Source organism: Pseudofrankia inefficax (assembly GCF_000166135.1).
Lineage (GTDB): Bacteria > Actinomycetota > Actinomycetes > Frankiales > Frankiaceae > Pseudofrankia > Pseudofrankia inefficax.
This window is the reverse complement of record NC_014666.1, coordinates 864,030-881,332: the sequence shown is the minus strand read 5'-3', so window position 1 is coordinate 881,332 and position 17,303 is coordinate 864,030. Positions and strand designations below refer to the sequence as shown.

Annotated in this window: 16 protein-coding genes; 6 read left to right on the top strand and 10 right to left on the bottom strand. The window is 70.3% G+C overall.

All coding sequences use genetic code 11. The features are described 5' to 3' along the window. Nucleotides 1-727: 727 nt before the first annotated feature. Nucleotides 728-1,549, top strand: a complete 822-nt coding sequence (locus FRAEUI1C_RS03490; RefSeq protein ID WP_013421897.1) for a glycosyltransferase family 2 protein — start codon at nt 728-730, stop codon at nt 1,547-1,549. A 100-nt stretch (nt 1,550-1,649) separates the two neighbouring features. Here the strand turns inward: FRAEUI1C_RS03490 and glpX are convergent, their stop codons facing one another. After that, a complete protein-coding gene (gene glpX / locus FRAEUI1C_RS03485) occupies nt 1,650-2,675 on the bottom strand; it encodes a class II fructose-bisphosphatase (protein WP_198318703.1) in 1,026 nt (341 codons plus the stop codon). Between the two features lie 264 nt (nt 2,676-2,939). Here glpX and FRAEUI1C_RS03480 point away from each other — a divergent pair, with 264 nt between their 5' ends. After that, nucleotides 2,940-3,518: a DUF4245 domain-containing protein gene (locus FRAEUI1C_RS03480; RefSeq protein WP_013421895.1), complete on the top strand. Its 579-nt coding sequence runs from the start codon at nt 2,940-2,942 to the stop codon at nt 3,516-3,518. A 165-nt stretch (nt 3,519-3,683) separates the two neighbouring features. Here FRAEUI1C_RS03480 and FRAEUI1C_RS03475 read toward each other — a convergent pair whose 3' ends face one another. Together FRAEUI1C_RS03475 and xseA are read right to left on the bottom strand one after the other, a co-directional pair. Beyond that, nucleotides 3,684-3,917 (bottom strand): exodeoxyribonuclease VII small subunit, encoded by a 234-nt coding sequence (locus FRAEUI1C_RS03475; protein ID WP_013421894.1) that lies wholly within the window; start codon nt 3,915-3,917, stop codon nt 3,684-3,686. Next, on the bottom strand, nt 3,914-5,194 hold the full coding sequence (xseA, locus tag FRAEUI1C_RS03470; protein WP_083819368.1) for an exodeoxyribonuclease VII large subunit: 1,281 nt from the start codon (nt 5,192-5,194) through the stop codon (nt 3,914-3,916). Before xseA ends, FRAEUI1C_RS03475 begins: the two co-directional genes overlap by 4 nt. Before the next feature lie 112 nt (nt 5,195-5,306). Between xseA and FRAEUI1C_RS03465 the strand changes: the two genes are divergently transcribed. Next, nucleotides 5,307-6,272: a 4-hydroxy-3-methylbut-2-enyl diphosphate reductase gene (locus tag FRAEUI1C_RS03465; RefSeq protein WP_013421892.1), complete on the top strand. Its 966-nt coding sequence runs from the start codon at nt 5,307-5,309 to the stop codon at nt 6,270-6,272. A 176-nt stretch (nt 6,273-6,448) separates the two neighbouring features. Next, nucleotides 6,449-7,840, top strand: coding sequence for a class II fumarate hydratase (locus FRAEUI1C_RS03460; RefSeq protein ID WP_013421891.1), 1,392 nt, complete (start codon nt 6,449-6,451; stop codon nt 7,838-7,840). Nucleotides 7,841-7,988: 148 nt separating this feature from the next. On the opposite strand, the gene FRAEUI1C_RS03455 is transcribed toward FRAEUI1C_RS03460, so the two are convergent. Next, nucleotides 7,989-8,975 (bottom strand): glycoside hydrolase family 16 protein, encoded by a 987-nt coding sequence (locus tag FRAEUI1C_RS03455; RefSeq protein WP_157734800.1) that lies wholly within the window; start codon nt 8,973-8,975, stop codon nt 7,989-7,991. A 346-nt stretch (nt 8,976-9,321) separates the two neighbouring features. On the opposite strand from FRAEUI1C_RS03455, the gene sthA reads away from it, so the two are divergent. After that, entirely contained in the window at nt 9,322-10,731 is a 1,410-nt protein-coding gene (gene sthA, locus FRAEUI1C_RS03445) for a Si-specific NAD(P)(+) transhydrogenase (protein ID WP_013421889.1), read from the top strand. A 51-nt stretch (nt 10,732-10,782) separates the two neighbouring features. On the opposite strand, the gene FRAEUI1C_RS35895 is transcribed toward sthA, so the two are convergent. Beyond that, nucleotides 10,783-12,354 carry a glycoside hydrolase family 16 protein gene (locus FRAEUI1C_RS35895; protein WP_013421888.1) on the bottom strand — a complete coding sequence of 524 codons (1,572 nt, stop codon included), beginning with the start codon at nt 12,352-12,354 and terminating at the stop codon, nt 10,783-10,785. 130 nt (nt 12,355-12,484) lie between these two features. After that, nucleotides 12,485-13,267, bottom strand: coding sequence for a serine hydrolase (locus FRAEUI1C_RS03435; RefSeq protein ID WP_232425284.1), 783 nt, complete (start codon nt 13,265-13,267; stop codon nt 12,485-12,487). Nucleotides 13,268-13,328: 61 nt separating this feature from the next. On the opposite strand from FRAEUI1C_RS03435, the gene FRAEUI1C_RS40720 reads away from it, so the two are divergent. Beyond that, entirely contained in the window at nt 13,329-13,493 is a 165-nt protein-coding gene (locus FRAEUI1C_RS40720; protein ID WP_232425283.1) for a hypothetical protein, read from the top strand. 261 nt (nt 13,494-13,754) lie between these two features. Here the strand turns inward: FRAEUI1C_RS40720 and FRAEUI1C_RS35890 are convergent, their stop codons facing one another. From FRAEUI1C_RS35890 to ppk2, 4 genes are all read right to left on the bottom strand, one after another. Next, a complete protein-coding gene (locus FRAEUI1C_RS35890; RefSeq protein WP_013421886.1) occupies nt 13,755-14,312 on the bottom strand; it encodes an SRPBCC family protein in 558 nt (185 codons plus the stop codon). 49 nt (nt 14,313-14,361) lie between these two features. After that, the gene (locus FRAEUI1C_RS03425) at nt 14,362-14,904 is read right to left on the bottom strand and encodes an NUDIX hydrolase (RefSeq protein WP_232425282.1); all 543 of its coding nucleotides are present in this window, start codon (nt 14,902-14,904) and stop codon (nt 14,362-14,364) included. A gap of 332 nt (nt 14,905-15,236) precedes the next feature. Continuing rightward, the gene (locus tag FRAEUI1C_RS03420) at nt 15,237-15,890 is read right to left on the bottom strand and encodes an adenylate kinase family protein (protein ID WP_013421884.1); all 654 of its coding nucleotides are present in this window, start codon (nt 15,888-15,890) and stop codon (nt 15,237-15,239) included. 73 nt (nt 15,891-15,963) lie between these two features. Beyond that, on the bottom strand, nt 15,964-16,794 hold the full coding sequence (gene ppk2 / locus FRAEUI1C_RS03415; protein ID WP_013421883.1) for a polyphosphate kinase 2: 831 nt from the start codon (nt 16,792-16,794) through the stop codon (nt 15,964-15,966). Nucleotides 16,795-17,303 lie beyond the last annotated feature (509 nt).

Below are 17,303 nucleotides of genomic sequence, written 5' to 3'. Positions count from 1 at the left end.
GCACATGGACCGCGAGAAATGTCGCCAGCCGGGCATGCGGCGGCGCCCCGGACAGGCCGGGCCCATCGCCCGACCAGGTCCGCGCGAGCAGGTTCCTGTCGAGAAGCAAGCCGGCTGACGTGCGCCCCGCCCCGCCTCACGGCTATGGCGCCGAGAGGCCCGGCCGCCTTGCGCGAACCCCGGCCGTCCTGCGCGAACCGGAGCCGGCATCGCTGCTCGGGCACCGCCGCCACCTGCACCTTCGGCCACTTCTCCGAGCATGGCCGATAGCTGGTTGCTCCGACAACCGTCGCGACCCGCGTTCGGCCGACCGCGCTCCGAAATGAACCGGCACCGACGGGTCGAGGCCCGTATCGCACCCCTCACAGCGGCGGATGAGCCACCGCGGGCGGATGCTACCGTTACTGCGCGATGGCGGTCAGGCCTGACAACACAGGCCTCGCATCACAGGCCGGACAACGCAGAAACGACAGCACGGAAATAGCGAGCATGAGAAGCACCGGAGGCGGGGGCCGGTGCGGGCCAGAATTGTCACCAGAACGTCGGACGGCTGCCACCTCGTTCCGGCATACGGCTACGTCGCACAGTCACCCAGGCTTCAGGCGTGAGTGATCGTGGGACCGTCGGCCGAGAGGACCAGATAACTCCGACTTCCGGGGGCAGGGCCGGTACGTATGAGGCTCGCCCGACAGAGGCGTCGCGCGCGAAATTCCAGGGGGGAAGGAACTTGACCGCGACAGGCTCAGTGCCGGCGATCAGCATCGTCATTCCGACGCTGAACGAGGCTCGAAACGTGCCACACATTTTCCGCATCCTGCCGCGGGACGCGGAGATCGTCCTGGTCGACGGCCGCTCCACCGACGGCACCGAGGAGGTCGCGCGCGCCCTGCGTCCGGACTGCGTCGTTGTGCATCAGACCAGGAAGGGCAAGGGAAACGCGTTGGCGGCCGGGTTCGCCGCCGCGACGGGCGACATCATCGTCATGCTCGACGCCGACGGTTCCGCGGATCCCGGCGAGATCAAGGACTTCGTCCAGGTGCTCGTCGACGGCGCGGACTTCGCCAAGGGCTCCCGCTTCATCAAGGGTGGCGGCAGCAGCGATATCACCCGGCTACGGGCCCGCGGCAACCACGGGCTGAGTGGCCTCGTCAACATCCTGCTGCGGCACCGGTTCACGGATCTCTGCTACGGCTACAACGCGTTCTGGTCGTACTGCCTGCCGGTGCTGGACCTGCGCCCCGGCGAGAAGGGCCAGGAACCGCAGTGGGGCGACGGCTTCGAGGTCGAGACCCTCATCAACATCCGGGCGGCGCGCGGCGGGCTGACTATCGTCGAGGTCCCGAGCTACGAGCACCCGCGCCTCATGGGCGTCACGAACCTCAATGCGTTCTCGGATGGCATGCGCGTCCTACGGACCATTTTCGTCGAGGCGTTCCGTCCGCTGTCCCGAAGCGTGCTGCTGGAAGCGGCGTACGGGCGAGCTCAGCTGCGCCGCAAGCTCGCCGAGAAGGCGGCACCGGTCGAGGAGTCGTACCGGCGCCCAGCCTGACCGCGGCGACCCCGCAGGTGGTCAGTCCCGAGCGACGCACCGCGCTCCGGCTGGAGCCGGTGCGCTCGCTCGGGCCCGCCGTCCTGGAACGAGCCGTTTCCTAAAACGGGACGGTCGAGTAGGCCTGCAGCTTCGTGAGCTGATGCTGGCTGTCGACCCGGCGGATGGTTCCGCTGCGGGAACGCATGACCAGCGAGGACGTGCTGGCGCCGCCGGGGCGGTAGCGGACGCCCGCGAGCAGCTCGCCGTCGGTGATGCCCGTGGCGACGAAGAAGACGTTGTCGCTGTTGACCAGGTCCCGGGTGGACAGCACCCGGTTCACGTCGAGGCCGGCGGCGGTGACCTTCGCCCGCTCGGCGTCGTCGGTCGGCCACAGCCTGCCCTGGATGACACCGCCCAGGCAGGTCACGGCGCAGGCCGTGATGATGCCTTCCGGGGTGCCCCCGACGCCGAGCAGGAGATCGACGCCGGTGTCGTCGGAGGCCGCCATGACGGCGCCGGCGACGTCTCCGTCGGAGATCAGCTTGACGCGGGCGCCGGTGGCGCGGATCTCGTCGACCAGGTCGGCGTGGCGCGGGCGGTCGAGGACGACGACGGTGACGTCGCGCGGGAGGATGCCCTTGGCCTTGGCGACCGCGCGGACGTTGTCCTCGACCGAGGCCGTGATGTCCACGACGGACGCCGCTTCGGGGCCGGTGACGAGCTTGTCCATGTAGAAGCAGACGCTCGCGTCGTACATCGTGCCGCGCTCGCTGACGGCCATCACCGAGACGGCGTTGTTCATGCCCTTGGACGTCAGCGTGGTCCCGTCGACCGGGTCGACGGCGACGTCGCACTCGGGACCCTCGCCCGAGCCGACCTCCTCGCCGTTGAACAGCATCGGGGCTTCGTCCTTCTCGCCCTCCCCGATGACGACGACGCCACGCATCGAGACGGTGCCGACCAGACGGCGCATCGCGTCGACGGCGGCACCATCCGCCCCGTTCTTGTCGCCACGGCCCACCCAGCGAGCGGCAGCGAGCGCGGCGGCCTCGGTGACCCGGACCAGTTCGAGCGCCAGGTTGCGGTCCGGCGCCTGGCCTTGGACGGCAAGCGGTTCGGGGACGGCCCCGCTCTCATGTGCCACGGCAGAAGCGTAGTGGTCCGGCCCGTTCCCGGCCCACACTTGTGATGGCCGCCCAATGTCCTTGACGGGAACCATCCCGTCTTTGACGGGGTCCGGGCGGGAGCCACGGGGCGGGGGTGGCCGTCACGCCCCCTCCGCGTGACGGTCACCCCCGCTCCGCTTCAGACGCCGAAGGACCCCGAATGGTTGCGTCCGCGTTCGGTGCGTGGCGGGCGCCACGCTCCCCGGTCCGCCTCGCGGCGGCGTGACCGGGATGATGGGGGTGTGGCACGTGCGCGTGGTCAGGAGACCGTCCGGGACATGGTGCTCTCGCTTGCCGTGGTGATGGCTGGTGTGCTCCTGTTCTTCCTCTTCGTGATGCCGAGGGGCAACGGGCAGCAGGTCAAGGTGGTCTCCGACGCGACCACCTCCGTCCAGTCGTTCGCCCGGCAGGCGCCCTATCCGGTGCTCGCGCCGACCGGTCTCGGCCAGAACCTCTGGAAGCCGACCTCCCTGCGGATGCAGGTGCCCGGTTCGGTCGCGGGCCAGGCGCACCAGGCCATGCTGACGATCGGCTACGTCATCGACCGCAAGAACGACCAGACCTTCGCCCGGTACGAGGTCACGAACGACCCGAACGCCGTGCAACAGGTACTCGGCAACCGGCCGGTGACCGGGACGACGACGCTGGGCGGCCAGCCCTGGGAACTGCGCCCGGACAACGACGGGCACCTGGCCCTCACCCGCGTCGTCGGGGCGGCCACGATCATCGTCGACGACGGTGCCGGTGCCGGTGGCGCCGACCGGGCCGACCTCGAAGCCCTCGCCGCCTCACTGCGCCCCGTCCAGGCCGCCACGTCCTGACGACTGCAACTGTCGCCGCGTCGACAGGGCCGGCCACGGCCCGAGGCGGGCAAGATCGCTGTTTTGGCCCTCGCGTGGTCGTAACCACAGCGGTTTTGTGACCACGGGAGGGCCGAAACGGCGATCAAGCCAGCGGGCGGCCCTCGTCGCCGAGCCTGGCGCTCGTCAGTTGGCGGCGGTTCCGGCGGCCTGGTCCGGCTGGGCCGCGGCGATGCGGGCACGGGCCCCGTCGAGAAGGTCCTGGCAGGTCCGGGCCAGCGCCTCGCCGCGCTCCCAGAGGGCGAGCGACTCCTCGAGGGTGATCCCGCCGGCCTCGAGCCGGCGCACCACGTCCTCCAGTTCGGCGCGGGTGGCCTCGTAGGTGGGCGGACCTGGCCGCGTGGCGGTCGGCTCGGTCATGAGGGTCTCCCGGAGCTTGGGGCGGTCAACTGGGATGCGGCGTCCGGCGGCGGCTGGGACGGCAGCGGGTCCGCCACCGTCGCGGCGAACGAGCCCCGCGCGACGCGGACCTGCAGCGTCTGGTGGGCGGTCAGGTCCACCGGGTCGCGGATGATCGCCCCGCTGGACCCGTCCTGGACGAGGGCGTAGCCCCGGTCGAGCGTCGCGGCCGGCGACAGCGCCCGCAGCCGGGCGGCCGCGTGTGCCACATCGCGCCCGGCGACGTCGACCGCGTGCGTGACGCACCGGAAGGCGCGCCGGGTCAGGGCCTCCACCGCCTCGGAGCGGCGGTCGAGATCACGCAGCGGGGCGGCCAGCGCGGGCCGGCCACGCAGGTCGGTCAGCGCCCGGCTCTCGCGGTCGAGCCGGTGCTCGACGACGCGGCGGGCCCGCCCGCGCAACTGGGCGACCAGCGCGGCCTGCTCGCCGACGTCGGGGACGACCTTCTTGGCCGCGTCGGTCGGCGTGGAGGCGCGGACGTCGGCGACGTAGTCGAGCAGGGGGCTGTCCTGCTCGTGTCCGATCGCCGACACCACCGGGGTCCTGGCCGCGGCGACCGCCCGCAGCAGCGCCTCGTCGGAGAAGGGCAGCAGGTCCTCCAGCGAGCCGCCGCCGCGCGCGATCACGATGACCTCGACCTCCCGGTCGGCGTCCAGCTCGCGCAGCGCGTCGATGACCTGGCCCGCCGCCAGCGGCCCCTGTACGGCGACCTCGCGGGTGACGATCCGGACCGCCGGCCAGCGGCGGCGGGCGTTCTCGACCACGTCCCGCTCGGCGGCGCTGGCCCGGCCCGTGATCAGGCCGACCGCGCCGGGCAGGAACGGCGGCCGGCGCTTGCGGGACGCGGCGAACAGCCCCTCGGCGGCCAGCAGCTGACGCAACGCCTCCAGCCGGGCGAGCAGCGCGCCGACCCCGACCGGGCGGATCTCGAAGACCTGAAGGGCCAACGTGCCCCGCCCCGGGTGGAAGGACGGCTTGCCCCAGACGACGACCCGCGCGCCGTCCGTCAGCGCGGGCCCGACGGCGTCGAGCACCGTCCGGGGGCAGGTGAGCCGCAGTGAGACATCCGCCACCGGGTCGCGCAGCGTCAGGAACGCGGTGCTCATCCCAGGCCGGCGGGAGATCTCCGTGACCTGGCCTTCGACCCAGATCCGGCCCAGCCGGTTGATCCAGTCCCCGAGCGCGCGCGACACCGTCCGCACTGGCAGCGGTTCTTCGGGCGTCGAGGTCATGGTCACCCCTGCACGTTAGGCGGTCGGGACCAACGCTGTGTGGGACGGATCGCGTCAACGCGTGACGCACCGGCGGCCGGTCTTCCCGCCGGGGCTGTGCCGCGTAGACTGCCGAGACATGGGGCGGGTCCTTTTGGCCAAGCCGCGCGGCTACTGCGCCGGTGTCGATCGAGCGGTTCAGACCGTGGAGAAGGCACTGGAGCTGTATGGCGTTCCGGTATACGTGCGTAAGCAGATCGTGCACAACGCCCACGTCGTCAAGACGTTGGAAGCGAAGGGCGCGATCTTCGTCGAGGAGACGGAAGAGGTGCCGCACGGTGCCACCGTCGTGTTCTCCGCGCATGGGGTAGCACCCACCGTGCACGAGGAGGCGTCTGAGCGAAAGCTGCGGACGATCGATGCCACCTGCCCGCTGGTGACCAAGGTGCACTCCGAAGCGCGCCGGTTCGCCCGGGAGGACTACGACATCCTGCTCATCGGCCATGAGGGCCATGAGGAGGTAGTCGGGACCACCGGGCAGGCGCCGGACCGCATCCACCTGGTGGACGGCCCGGAGGACGCGGCGGACGTGAAGGTGCGTGACCCGAAGCGGGTCGCCTACCTCTCGCAGACGACGCTGTCCGTCGACGAGACGATGACCACGGTCGATGCGCTGCGCGAGCGGTTCCCGCATCTGACCGGGCCGCCGAACTCGGACATCTGCTACGCGACCCAGAACCGCCAGGTGGCGGTGAAGGAGATCGCGAACGCGGTCGACCTGATCCTGGTCGTGGGCTCGCCGAACTCGTCGAACTCGGTCCGCCTCGTCGAGGTCGCCCTGGACGCCGGCGCGCCGGCGGCCTACCTGGTCGACAACTGCGAGCAGGTCAACGACGCGTGGCTCCAGGGCGTCGAGACCGTGGGCGTCACCAGCGGTGCGTCCGTGCCGGAGGAGCTGGTCACCGAGCTGATGTCCTGGCTCGCGGAGCACGGCTTCAACGATGTGGAGGAAGTCACCTCCACCGAGGAGCACCTGCTCTTCGCGCTCCCGCCGGAGCTGCGCCGTGACATGCGCCGCATGAAGGAAAGCGCCGCCACCAGCTGAGCGAGCGGAAGACTCTGCAACACACAAGGGCCGCGCCAGGTGCGCGGCCTTTGTCGTCGGCGCGGCCAGGCGAGCCGGTCCGGGAGCCCGTGCGCGCCGGCACCCGCCTGATCGAAGATGACCGGTGGCAGCATCATCAGGACGACGCGCCGGTCCAGGACGAGGAGTAGCGGGACATGACCGAGCAGGAGTACCGGATCGAGCACGACAGCATGGGGGACGTCCGGGTCCCGGCCAGCGCGAAGTGGCGGGCGCAGACCCAGCGGGCGGTCGAGAACTTCCCGGTCTCCGGAATGCGGATCTCCCGCGCGCACATCCAAGCCCTCGCTCGGATCAAGGCCGCGGCCGCGACCGTGAACGCCAAGCTCGGGGTGCTGGACGGTGAGATCGCCGAGGCGATCGCGTCCGCCGCCGCCGAGGTCGCCCGGGGTGACTGGGACGACCAGTTCCCGCTGGACGTGTTCCAGACGGGCAGCGGGACGTCGTCGAACATGAACACGAACGAGGTCATCGCGACGCTGGCGACCGAGCGGCTCGGCCGGGCGGTGCACCCGAACGACCACGTGAACTGCTCGCAGTCGTCGAACGACGTGTTCCCCTCGTCGATCCACATCGCCGCGACGCAGGGCATCGTCACCGAGCTGATCCCGGCGCTGGAGCACCTGGCCGCGTCGCTGTCGCGCAAGAGCGAGCAGTTCGCGGACGTGGTCAAGTCCGGCCGTACGCATCTGATGGACGCGACGCCGGTGACACTCGGCCAGGAGTTCGGCGGCTACGCCGCGGCCGTGACGCTCGGGATCGAGCGGCTGAAGGCGGCACTGCCCCGGATCGGCGAGCTTCCGCTGGGCGGCACGGCGGTCGGCACCGGGATCAACACCCCGCCCGGCTTCTCCGCGACCGTGATCTCGGAGCTCGCGGCCAGCACCGGCCTGCCGCTGACCGAGGCGCGTAACCACTTCGAGGCCCAGGCGTCCCGGGACGGGCTCGTCGAGGCGTCCGGCGTGCTGCGCGTGATCGCGATCTCGCTGTACAAGATCTCCAACGACCTGCGCTGGGCCTCGTCCGGGCCGCGCGCCGGGCTCGGCGAGATCCACCTGCCGGACCTGCAGCCTGGTTCCTCGATCATGCCGGGCAAGGTGAACCCGGTCATTCCCGAGGCGGTCTGCCAGGTGGTCGCGCAGGTCGTCGGCAACGACGCGGCGGTGGCCTTCGGTGGCTCGGCCGGCAACTTCGAGCTGAACGTCATGCTGCCGGTGATCGCCCGCAACCTGCTGGAGTCGATCCACATCCTGTCGACGATCAGCCGGCTGTTCGCGGACCGCTGCATCGACGGTGTCGAGGCCAACGTCGAGCGCTGCCGCCGGTACGCCGAGTCCTCGCCGTCGATCGTCACGCCGCTGAACAAGTACATCGGCTACGAGGAGGCGGCCAAGGTCGCCAAGCTGTCCCTCGCGCAGGAGAAGACGATCCGCGAGGTCGTGCTGGAGCGCGGCTACGTCGAGGACGGCAAGCTGACGGTCGAGCAGCTCGACGCCGCACTGGACGTCCTCTCGATGACCCACCCGTAGTCGACCACACCGAGCCGACCAGCCGCAGCCGACGCGGCCGCGGTCGGCTCGAGGTCGACGACGCCACGGCGGTTCCGCCGTGGCACGGTCGGCGGCGGCACCCTCGCGGGGTGTCGCCGCCCGCCCGCGTCCCAGAGGATGGGCCTTCTCAGCCCAGCAGGGCCGGCGGGGCCGTCCAGATCCGTACCTGGTCGACGTACATCGTCACCCACTGCGGCGTGGACGCGTCCCGGCACGGCAGCGTCGCCACGCAGCCCTTGTCGAGCTGAAGCGCCAGATGCATCGGCGAGGTGGACGGGATCGGGTCGAAGCCGGAGGCCGGCCGGTTCAGCGTGTAACGCGGCGTGCCGTCGAGCAGCACCGTGATCCGCTGCGGCAGCCATTCGACGGCGATGGTGTGCCACTGGGTGAAGTCCGCCGAGATCCCGCCACCGACCACGTGGTTCGCGGACCCGTTGTGGATGTTCACGCCACCGGACTGGCGACCGCCGTCCCACACCTCGATGGCGTCGATCTCGCCGTCGGTCGGCCAGTTCTCCGAGCGCGGCCAGAGCAGGACGACGGCCGAGTAGCCCTTCCCCTGGTCGACCCGGAACGTGGCCTCCCAGCGTCCGTACAGCTGGTTGAAGGTCGACGCCACCCCGCCGGACACATCCCGGCCGGCGGAGTCGACGCCGCCGGTAAGCCGCAGCTGGCCGCCCGAGACGACGCTCCGGCTGGCCTCCCGGGGGTAGGCACGCGCATCCGGCGAGTCGTAGATGTACCAGTGCGACGCGGTGAGCGCGGTGCCGTCGAACGTCTCGACCTGCGCCGGGCTGCCCCAGCCGTCCGCGCTTCCCGCCGGCGCCGCCGCGGCCGCGGGCCTGCTCGCCGGGGCGGGCACCCGGCTCGCGGCCGGCGCCGGGGCGGCCGCCAACGCGACCGGTGACGGTGTCGCACTGACGACGGGCTGGGCGCCCGACGCGCTGGCCGACGCCGACGACGAGAGGACCACGGTGGCGGACGAGGTCTCCCCTGGCGCGGTCTCGGTCGTGGCCAGTCCGTGGTCACCGCCCAGGGTCTGGGACGCCGAGGGCTTCTGCGATGCCTGGGAGCAGCCGAGAAGGCCGACGCAGACCGCGATGGTCGTGAGCACCGTCGCGCGACGCCGGTCGCGACGCCGGCTCGAAACTCTCGTCCCGCCGCCGCGAACACACACTGGCATCATGTGATCACTGTACCGTTTGCGGTCTCCCGCGCCCGTCTGGGGCATTCGTCCGGGGCTCGCGGCAGAGCGAGCTCTCGAACGGTCGGCCGATAGTGTCGTCGTTGGAACCGTCGCGGAAAGACGCGGTAACAATACTGGCAGCGGGTACTTTGCCCCTTGTCCATCCAGATACCCTCTGTTTGCAGGTCTGCGATCGAATGACCCGGGAGCGGGTCACTGGCGCACGACTACCTGGCGCACAGCAACCTGGTGTTCGGCAACAGGGGGAGCCCGCGTGTACGACTACGACGTGCTGGTCATCGGGTCCGGGCCGGGCGGCCAGAAGGCGGCGATCGCCGCCGCCAAGCTCGGGCGCCGGGTCGCGATCGTGGATCGCCGCGACATGATGGGCGGCGTCTGCATCAACACCGGGACGATCCCCTCGAAGACGCTGCGTGAGGCGGTGCTCTATCTCACCGGGCTGTCGCAGCGGGAGATGTACGGGCAGAGCTACCGGGTCAAGGACGACATCACCGTCGGGGACCTGACGACCCGCACGCAGCACGTCATCAGCCGCGAGGTCGACGTCATCCGCAGCCAGCTGAGCCGCAACCACGTGTCGATCCTCACCGGCACGGCCGCGTTCATCGACCCGCACACCCTTTCCATCACCAGCGCCGCCGGTATCGACGGCCGGCACGTCACCGCGGAAAAGGTCATCATCGCGACCGGGACTCGCCCGGCGCGGCCCGAGACGGTCGACTTCGACGGGCGGACCGTCGTCGACAGCGACCAGATCCTCAATCTTGACAAGCTGCCCGGTTCGATGGTCGTCGTCGGCGCCGGCGTCATCGGTATCGAGTACGCGTCGATGTTCGCGGCGCTCGGAACGAAGGTGACGGTCGTCGAACGCCGCGACCGCATGCTCGACTTCTGCGACCTGGAGATCGTCGAGGCGCTGAAATACCACCTGCGCGACCTCGCCGTCACATTCCGGTTCCGCGAGTCGGTCGTCTCGGTGGAACGGCACAATGGTGGAACTCTCACGCTGCTCGAAAGCGGCAAGAAGATCCCGGCGGACACGGTGATGTACTCCGCGGGACGGCAGGGCCTGACGGACGGCCTCGGCCTCGACAAGGCCGGCCTGGCCGCCGACAACCGCGGCCGTATCAAGGTCGGTTCGGACTTCCGCACCGAGGTCGACCACATCTACGCCGTCGGCGACGTCATCGGGTTCCCGGCGCTCGCCGCGACGTCGATGGAGCAGGGCCGCCTCGCCGCCTACTCCGCCTGTGGCGAGGAGGTGCACGCGATGCGCGCCGAGCTGATGCCGATCGGGATCTACACCATTCCCGAGATCTCCTATGTCGGGAAGACCGAGGACGAGCTGACCGAGGGCTCGGTGCCCTTCGAGGTCGGCATCGCGCGCTACCGCGAGCTCGCCCGCGGCCAGATCGTCGGCGACTCGTACGGCATGCTCAAGCTGCTGGTCAGCCCCGACGACCGCAAGCTGCTCGGCGTCCACGTGTTCGGCACCGGCGCCACCGAGATCGTGCACATCGGCCAGACGCTGATGGGTTGCGGCGGCACCATCGACTACCTCGTCGACAGCGTCTTCAACTACCCCACGCTGTCCGAGTCCTACAAGGTGGCGGCTCTCGACGCCATGAACAAGATGCGGGCGGTGGCCCGTTTCAGCGGCTGACCCCGAGCCCGCCGGGCGCCGGGTCAGCCGCCTCGACATCGGCGTGCTGGCCTAGAACGGCGTACCGCCCTGCCAGATCGAGATCGGGCCGACGGTCATGGTCTGCGGGAAGGGCGTGTTCGTCGGATCCCCTGCTCCGACGGCGATGTTCAGGACCAGGCTCTCCGGCTTGCCGAAGGGCCAGTCCCAGCCGGCGGTCTGCGCGTCCTGCGCCCAGACCGCCATGTGCTCCTTGCGGTCGATGTAGAACCGCACGGTCTGGCCGTCGAAATACACGCCGTACGAATGCGGCCGGGCGCGAAGGTCCGGCCCCAGGTCGGTGGACCCGCCCGCGTCGCCCCACCCGAACTCTTCCAGCTGCCGCGGGTCTCCCACCGCCGCCATGTGGGCGGCCGTGTGCACCCAGGTCGTGTCGGCGCCCGCGACCTCCATCACGTTCAGCTCACCGGACGCCGGCCAGCCGACCTGCGGAAAATTGCTTCCGATAAGCCAGAAGGCCGACCAGACCCCGTCGCCGACCGGGACGTCGATCGTCGACTCCACATAGGACCCGGGCTGGACGACGACCTTCCCCTGGGTGTTGATCCGGGCGCTCGTGTAATCCCGGCGAATACCGTCCGGGCCCGTCTTCGTCTCCCGCCGGGCGGTGATCACGAGATGCCCGGCGCCATCCTGCTGGGCGTTGGAGACGCTTCTCGTGTAGGTCTCCAGCTCTCCGTTCCCCCAGCCGTTCCCCCCGACCTCCCGGTTCCACTGCGCCGGGTTCGGCGGGCTGCCCGCGGGACCGTCGAAGGAGACCACCTGGGCCGGCGGACCGTCGACCCGCGGCACCGCCGGAACGACGACCGGGACCACACTCGCGCCCGTCAGCTGGTAGTGGAAGGCCTGGTCCGTCGGCAGCTGCACGTATAAGCCCGTGTCTTCGCCACCTGGTGCGGTCGCGACGAACGTTCGGGAGACCAGGTGCCAGTCGGTGTCCTTGTGCGCCGCGTCCATGCTCGCCGTGGTCGGTCGGGCCCGGTAGTTCTGGTTCGCGAGCACGAGGATCAGGCCCGCGCCGGACCCGGTCACGTCGCGCTCCCAGAGCTGCATCCGGTAAGTACTGCCGACCTGGAAGTACGCCACGGGCTCGCGCAGCGCGATCAGAACCATCGCCCATTTCCCGGTGGGGCCGGGCGACACGACGTCCGCGGCGGTCGGGAGACCGGCCGGCGAGGGCGGTCCGCTCACCCGCGTCAGCTGGACGTGCCCGGTGTCGGATGACGCCTTCCAGCCGGAGAGGCCCGTCAGCAGCGAACAGTTGAGTACCGCGTCCCCGGCGATCTGGGCAGGGGGCGCGGCGGCGCGCACCGACGTCGTCGCCCTGGCTACGGGCGCCTTCGCCTTGTGCCCGCTGCTCACCCTCGCCCCTACCAGGGTCGCGGCCACGAGCAGGGCGACGACCGCCACGGCGAGGACCGCCTCGGTTGGCCGAATCTGTCGTGGCCGCAACAGCTTCGCCCGCTGAGGCTCCTCAGCGGACGAGGCATCCGACCCCGTCTCCGGCACGTCGGCAACCCCGTCGACGAGCTCGTCGACATCCCCGGTGACCTCCGCCGCCGGCCCCTCCGGGGCCCCGACCATGTGCCCTCCCCAGCCTCACCTGCGAGATCCGGGATCACACAATGCCACGCAGATCCTTGTGGCGCTGGTCGGGCCCTTGCTGACGCGACTCTCGGCGTCGGAATACTGACCTTAGGTGAGAGTCGGTGGGTCAGCGGCCGGTCGGCACGGCTGACCAGGCGATCCGTGAAAGACCGGCGATGGTGTTGATGCCGGTCTGCTCGGTGGCGCTGTCGCGGGTGTAGACGGCCATGACGTAGTCCTTGCCGGCGCCGTGCACGTGGGCGAGGCTGTTGACCACCCATCCCGGGCCGTGCGGCAGCCAGCCGTTCTTGAGCTGGACCGAGACGCTGGCCGGGACGCCCGCGGTCAGCCCCCACCGCTGCGCCGGGATCACCGTGTTCAGCAGGCTGGTAGCCGTGGACCTGGCGTTCGCCGAGAGGTACGGGCCCGGGTAGGAGACGGCGCGCAGCACCTTGAGCTGGTCGAGCGCGGTCGTCTCGGTCAGGCCCCAGTAACCGCCGGACCCCGCGGTGGTCGAGGTCATTCCCAGACTGCGGTAGAAGGCGTTCATCCCGGCAGTCCCGCCGGCGGTCCGCCAGAGCGCGCTGGCCGCGTTGTTGTCGCTCACAGAAATCATGGGCTTGGCCCGGGCCAGCTGTGACGCGGGCAGCGTCCCGGCAGTGCCGGTCTTCGAGAGGAGGTCGGCGAGAATGTCGAGCTTTACCGTGCTCGCGGTCTCCCAGCCGGTGCGCCGGTTCTTCGTGACGTAGACGGTCTGATCGCTGTTCTCGTCATAGAGGGCAACACTGATCGATCCTGGTCGGCCGGCGAGGTAGGACCGCCATGCCGCGGTGAGCGCGGTGGTGAACGTCGCGGCCGTCGTGGCGGTGGCGCGCGGGATCGGGCTGGTGGCGGTGGGCTGCGTCGCCACGGTCGGAGCGGAGGTGGTCAGCGCCGGCACGGGAAGTGTCGCCGATGACGCTGGAGACGCGATGAGCGAGCTGATGGAGGGTACGGCCGTGGCCCGGGCCGCGCCGGACCCGGCCGAGGCGGCGGTGGCGCCGGACGCGAGAACCACCGCGGTGAAGGTGATCCCGGTACCGACCGTCAGAACGATCTGCGGGGCCCGGCCACGCCGAGATCTGCGGATGCGGTGAGAACAGCCCGAACGGCCATGCGAAAGCGCCATGCCCCCGTTTGTACGGCCGTTGTGCCTGCATTGATGTTTGCACGGCGTTACGGTTTCCGAAAATATTTGTCACGATACGTGGTAATCATTGGCCGGAGCGCGATTTCAATCGCTGTAAACCTAAACGAAACGGACCGAATGACAGACCGGCGTAGCACTGATTCTTAACAGAAGAGATCGACCGTCCGGCCCCGTTCGGCTAGCTCGCGAGAGATCAGCCCGCGAGGGATCAGCTCTCGAGGCTCGTTCCCGGGGCGGGCGTGGGCACGTGGGTGAGCGCGGCCCGGGCCAGGTGGCGAGCGATGGAGCGGACGATCGTGACACCCAACAGTCGCAGCGCCGGGCCGGTGCCCCGATGGGTCGGGACGAACGACGACCGCCAGGTGATGCGGGTGCCGCCGCCGGGCAGCGGGTCGAGCTCGACAGTCCCCCGGTAGCCGTCGACCGGGATGCCCGAGACGATCGTGTACACGATCCGCCGTGGCGGCACGTACTCGAGGATCTCCTCGCGGCTCAAGACCGGACGCAGCCCGAGCTCGCGGATGGCTCCGACACCGCCGGGCGCCGGGTTTCCGGTGCGGTACCAGCGGGATCGCGGCACCAGCGGCCCAGCCCACGCCGCCCAGCCCCCGCCGTCGGCCAGCAGGGCGAAGACGGCACTCGCCGGGGCCGACGACTCGACGACCAGGCCGAACGACTCGGCCCTCGCGCCCTTCCGTCCGGCCGTGCCCCCGCCTGCCGGGCCCCCGTCTGCCGGGCCGTCGTCCGCCGGGTCGTCGTGCGCCATCGTCTGGACCTCCGCTTCGGCCGGTCGAACGCGCCGGGGCGCCCCGCGGCTATCGCAGCGCGGGCGCGTCGCGTGAGCAGCGCCGGAGCTTCGTGCCCAGTCTTCCAGGAACGTCGTCGACCGGGACCCAGCGCAGTCCCGCGTCCCCGGCGACGAGGTCCCGGCTGGGCAGGTGGAGCAGGTACCGGAAGTCGTAGTGGACGTGCTCCGGCTCGGCGAGCGACGGCACCGGCTCGACGGGGACGGCGTCGACGTCCAGCGGCAGCGTCGACTCCGGCCGCAGCGCGTCGGGATCGATCCCGGTGAGGCACCGCAGCTGGCGAAGCGTCGACCCGAGGAGGGATGAGTCCTCTTCGGCGATATGGCCACCGGGAAGCTGCCAGCAGGACCGCACCGCGTCATCCACCTGCAGCAGGTGCCAGTCGGGGGTGACCACGACCGCGCGACAGGCGAGGTGTGCCGGGAGCGTGTGACGCAAGGTGATCCGCGGGCCGAGCAGGGACAGGATCACGAGATCACGGACCGCTTCAAGTTCGGCCGGGTTGGCTTCCACATAGCCGAGCGCGGCGCTGACCACTGCGTTGTTCGTCACCGACACGAGAGGGAAGGTACCGCCCGTCGGCCCGATCCACACCGTTCGCCAGACACTGTGGGCAAACTTTACGGTTGAAATGCGTTAGCTCTACGCATCGTCAACCGATTCACCCGGGACTAAGGTCCCGAGATCTGAGCCCAAAGGCCCGTCGACCAATCAAATCGCTCAATGATTTGTGCTGCTCGATCCCGTCGTAGGCGCTCTAATTACACATAGTGTCCGAATTGGGGACATAGCAGCGCGAGAATCACCGAAAGTCACCGGCAGCGGATTTCGGCCCGGGGCGGCCACGCCCGCGCGCCGGGACCGGACCGTGGCGTCCGGCGGCTTCAGCTGGTAACGCCGGCCGGGGGCAGCCGCAGCCTCTCCCGGATCTCGGCGTTCACCGCCGGTACGGGCTGACTCGCGTCGACCACGGCCACGTACTCCTTGCGTTGGAAGATCTCAAGCACCGGCCGCGTCTTGCCGTGGTACTCGCGCAGCCGCACCGCGAGGGCCTCCGGGTTGTCGTCCGGCCGGGCCACCAGCGCTCCCCCGCACACGTCGCAGACGTCGGGCACCTTCGGCCGGCTGGCGATCAGGTTGTAGTCCAGCCCGCACCGGGAGCACAGCCGCCGGGCCAGCACCCGGCGCACCACCTCGTCGTCGGTCAGGTCGAGGTAGATGACGCCGTCGATGTCGTAGCTCTCCAGGAAGAACTCGGCCTGCCGGGCGTTGCGCGGAAAGCCGTCGACGACGAAGCCGTAGTTCCAGTCGTGGTTGGTGAGCCGTTCCCGGACGACCCGCTCGACCAGTTCGTCGTCGACCAGATGCCCGCTGTCGACGGCGCGCCGGACCTGGGCACCGATCTTGGTGTGGTTCTGCACGTTCCAGCGAAAGATGTCGCCGACGTTGATGTGGACCAGGTCCAGGTCGGCCGCGAGCAACCGTGCCTGCGTTCCCTTACCGCTGCCCTGAACTCCCATGATGACGTACTTGCGCACCGCCACACCCCCTCGTCCGGGACTTGCCTGGTCAACGGAACTCCTGGTCGGGCCTGGCTCAGCCGGGCCTGGCTCAGTCCACCGTGTAGCGCTGGGGAACCCAGGTCTGGCTGTCGATGGGCGGACGCTTGTAGGCCCGCTGCTGACGCGGCGGCAGCCGCACCGGCGGGCGCGGCACCTCCTGGTAGGGCACCTGAGAGAGCAGGTGGGCGATGAGGTTCAGCCGCGCGGTGCGCTTGTCGTCGGCGTCGACCACGAACCACGGCGTGTCCCGCAGGTCGGTGTAGGCGAACATCTCGTCCTTCGCCTCGGCGTAGTCGACCCAGTGGGCGCGCGCCTCAAGATCCATCTCTGACAGCTTCCAGCGCTTGGCGGGATCCTTCATCCGGGCGTGGAACCGGCGTTCCTGCTCCTCGTCGCTGACCGACAGCCAGTACTTGAGCAGCAGGATCCCGGACCGGACCCAGGCCCGCTCCAGCTGCGGGCAGGTACGCAGGAAGTCCTCGTACTCGTCGTCCGTGCAGAAGCCCATCACGTGCTCGACGCCGGCGCGGTTGTACCAGCTGCGGTCGAAGAACACGATCTCGCCGGCGGCGGGAAGATGCGTGACGTAGCGCTGGAAGTACCACTGGCCGCGCTCCCGCTCGGTCGGCGTGGTGAGCGCGACGACCCGGTAGTGCCGCGGGTTGAGCCGCTCGGTGATCCGCTTGATGGTGCCGCCCTTGCCCGCGGTGTCCCGGCCTTCCAGGACCACGACGACGCGCTGCCCGGAATGCACGATCCACTCCTGCATCCGGACCAGCTCGATCTGCAGCCGGGCGAGCTCCGCGTCGGCGTCCGCCTTCGACAGCCGGGTCGGCGTCCCGGCAGCCTCGCCGGCCTTCTCCGCCTTGTCCGCGCCCAATACCGCTCCTCGGTGTCTCGAAGGTGTCGCCAGGCTGGCGCACACCCGCGCCCGCGCTCACCGCCCAGTGGATCACGCCGACGGCCCGGACCGGCCACATCCGGCGAGGTCACTCCATCGTCCGCGCCGACGGGGCCGTCGGCGCGGAAACCGTCGGACTACGAACAGCCGTGGACAACCACCGGAGAACGACTGGCGCACCAACCCGGTAACAGGTCGACGGGAGATCAGGACACTGTGCGCCAGTTCTGGCACGACGGGCCACCAGGCAGACCGGGCATTCGGTCTCCGAGGCCCGCCGCGGCCTCGGACGACGGCATTCGCGACTGACCGGACAGCCGACCAGGAGCCGGCTGAAGGCGTCCGATTCGGACAGTCCAGGATGAGGTACTGGGGCGACAGACCCGAAGCGCCCCTAGACGCGGTCCGCACGGGCACCGACGCCCGAGGCGAGCCGGGCACCCATCGCGGCCAGCCGGAAGCACCCGGCTCGCCCGCGGGACGACCCG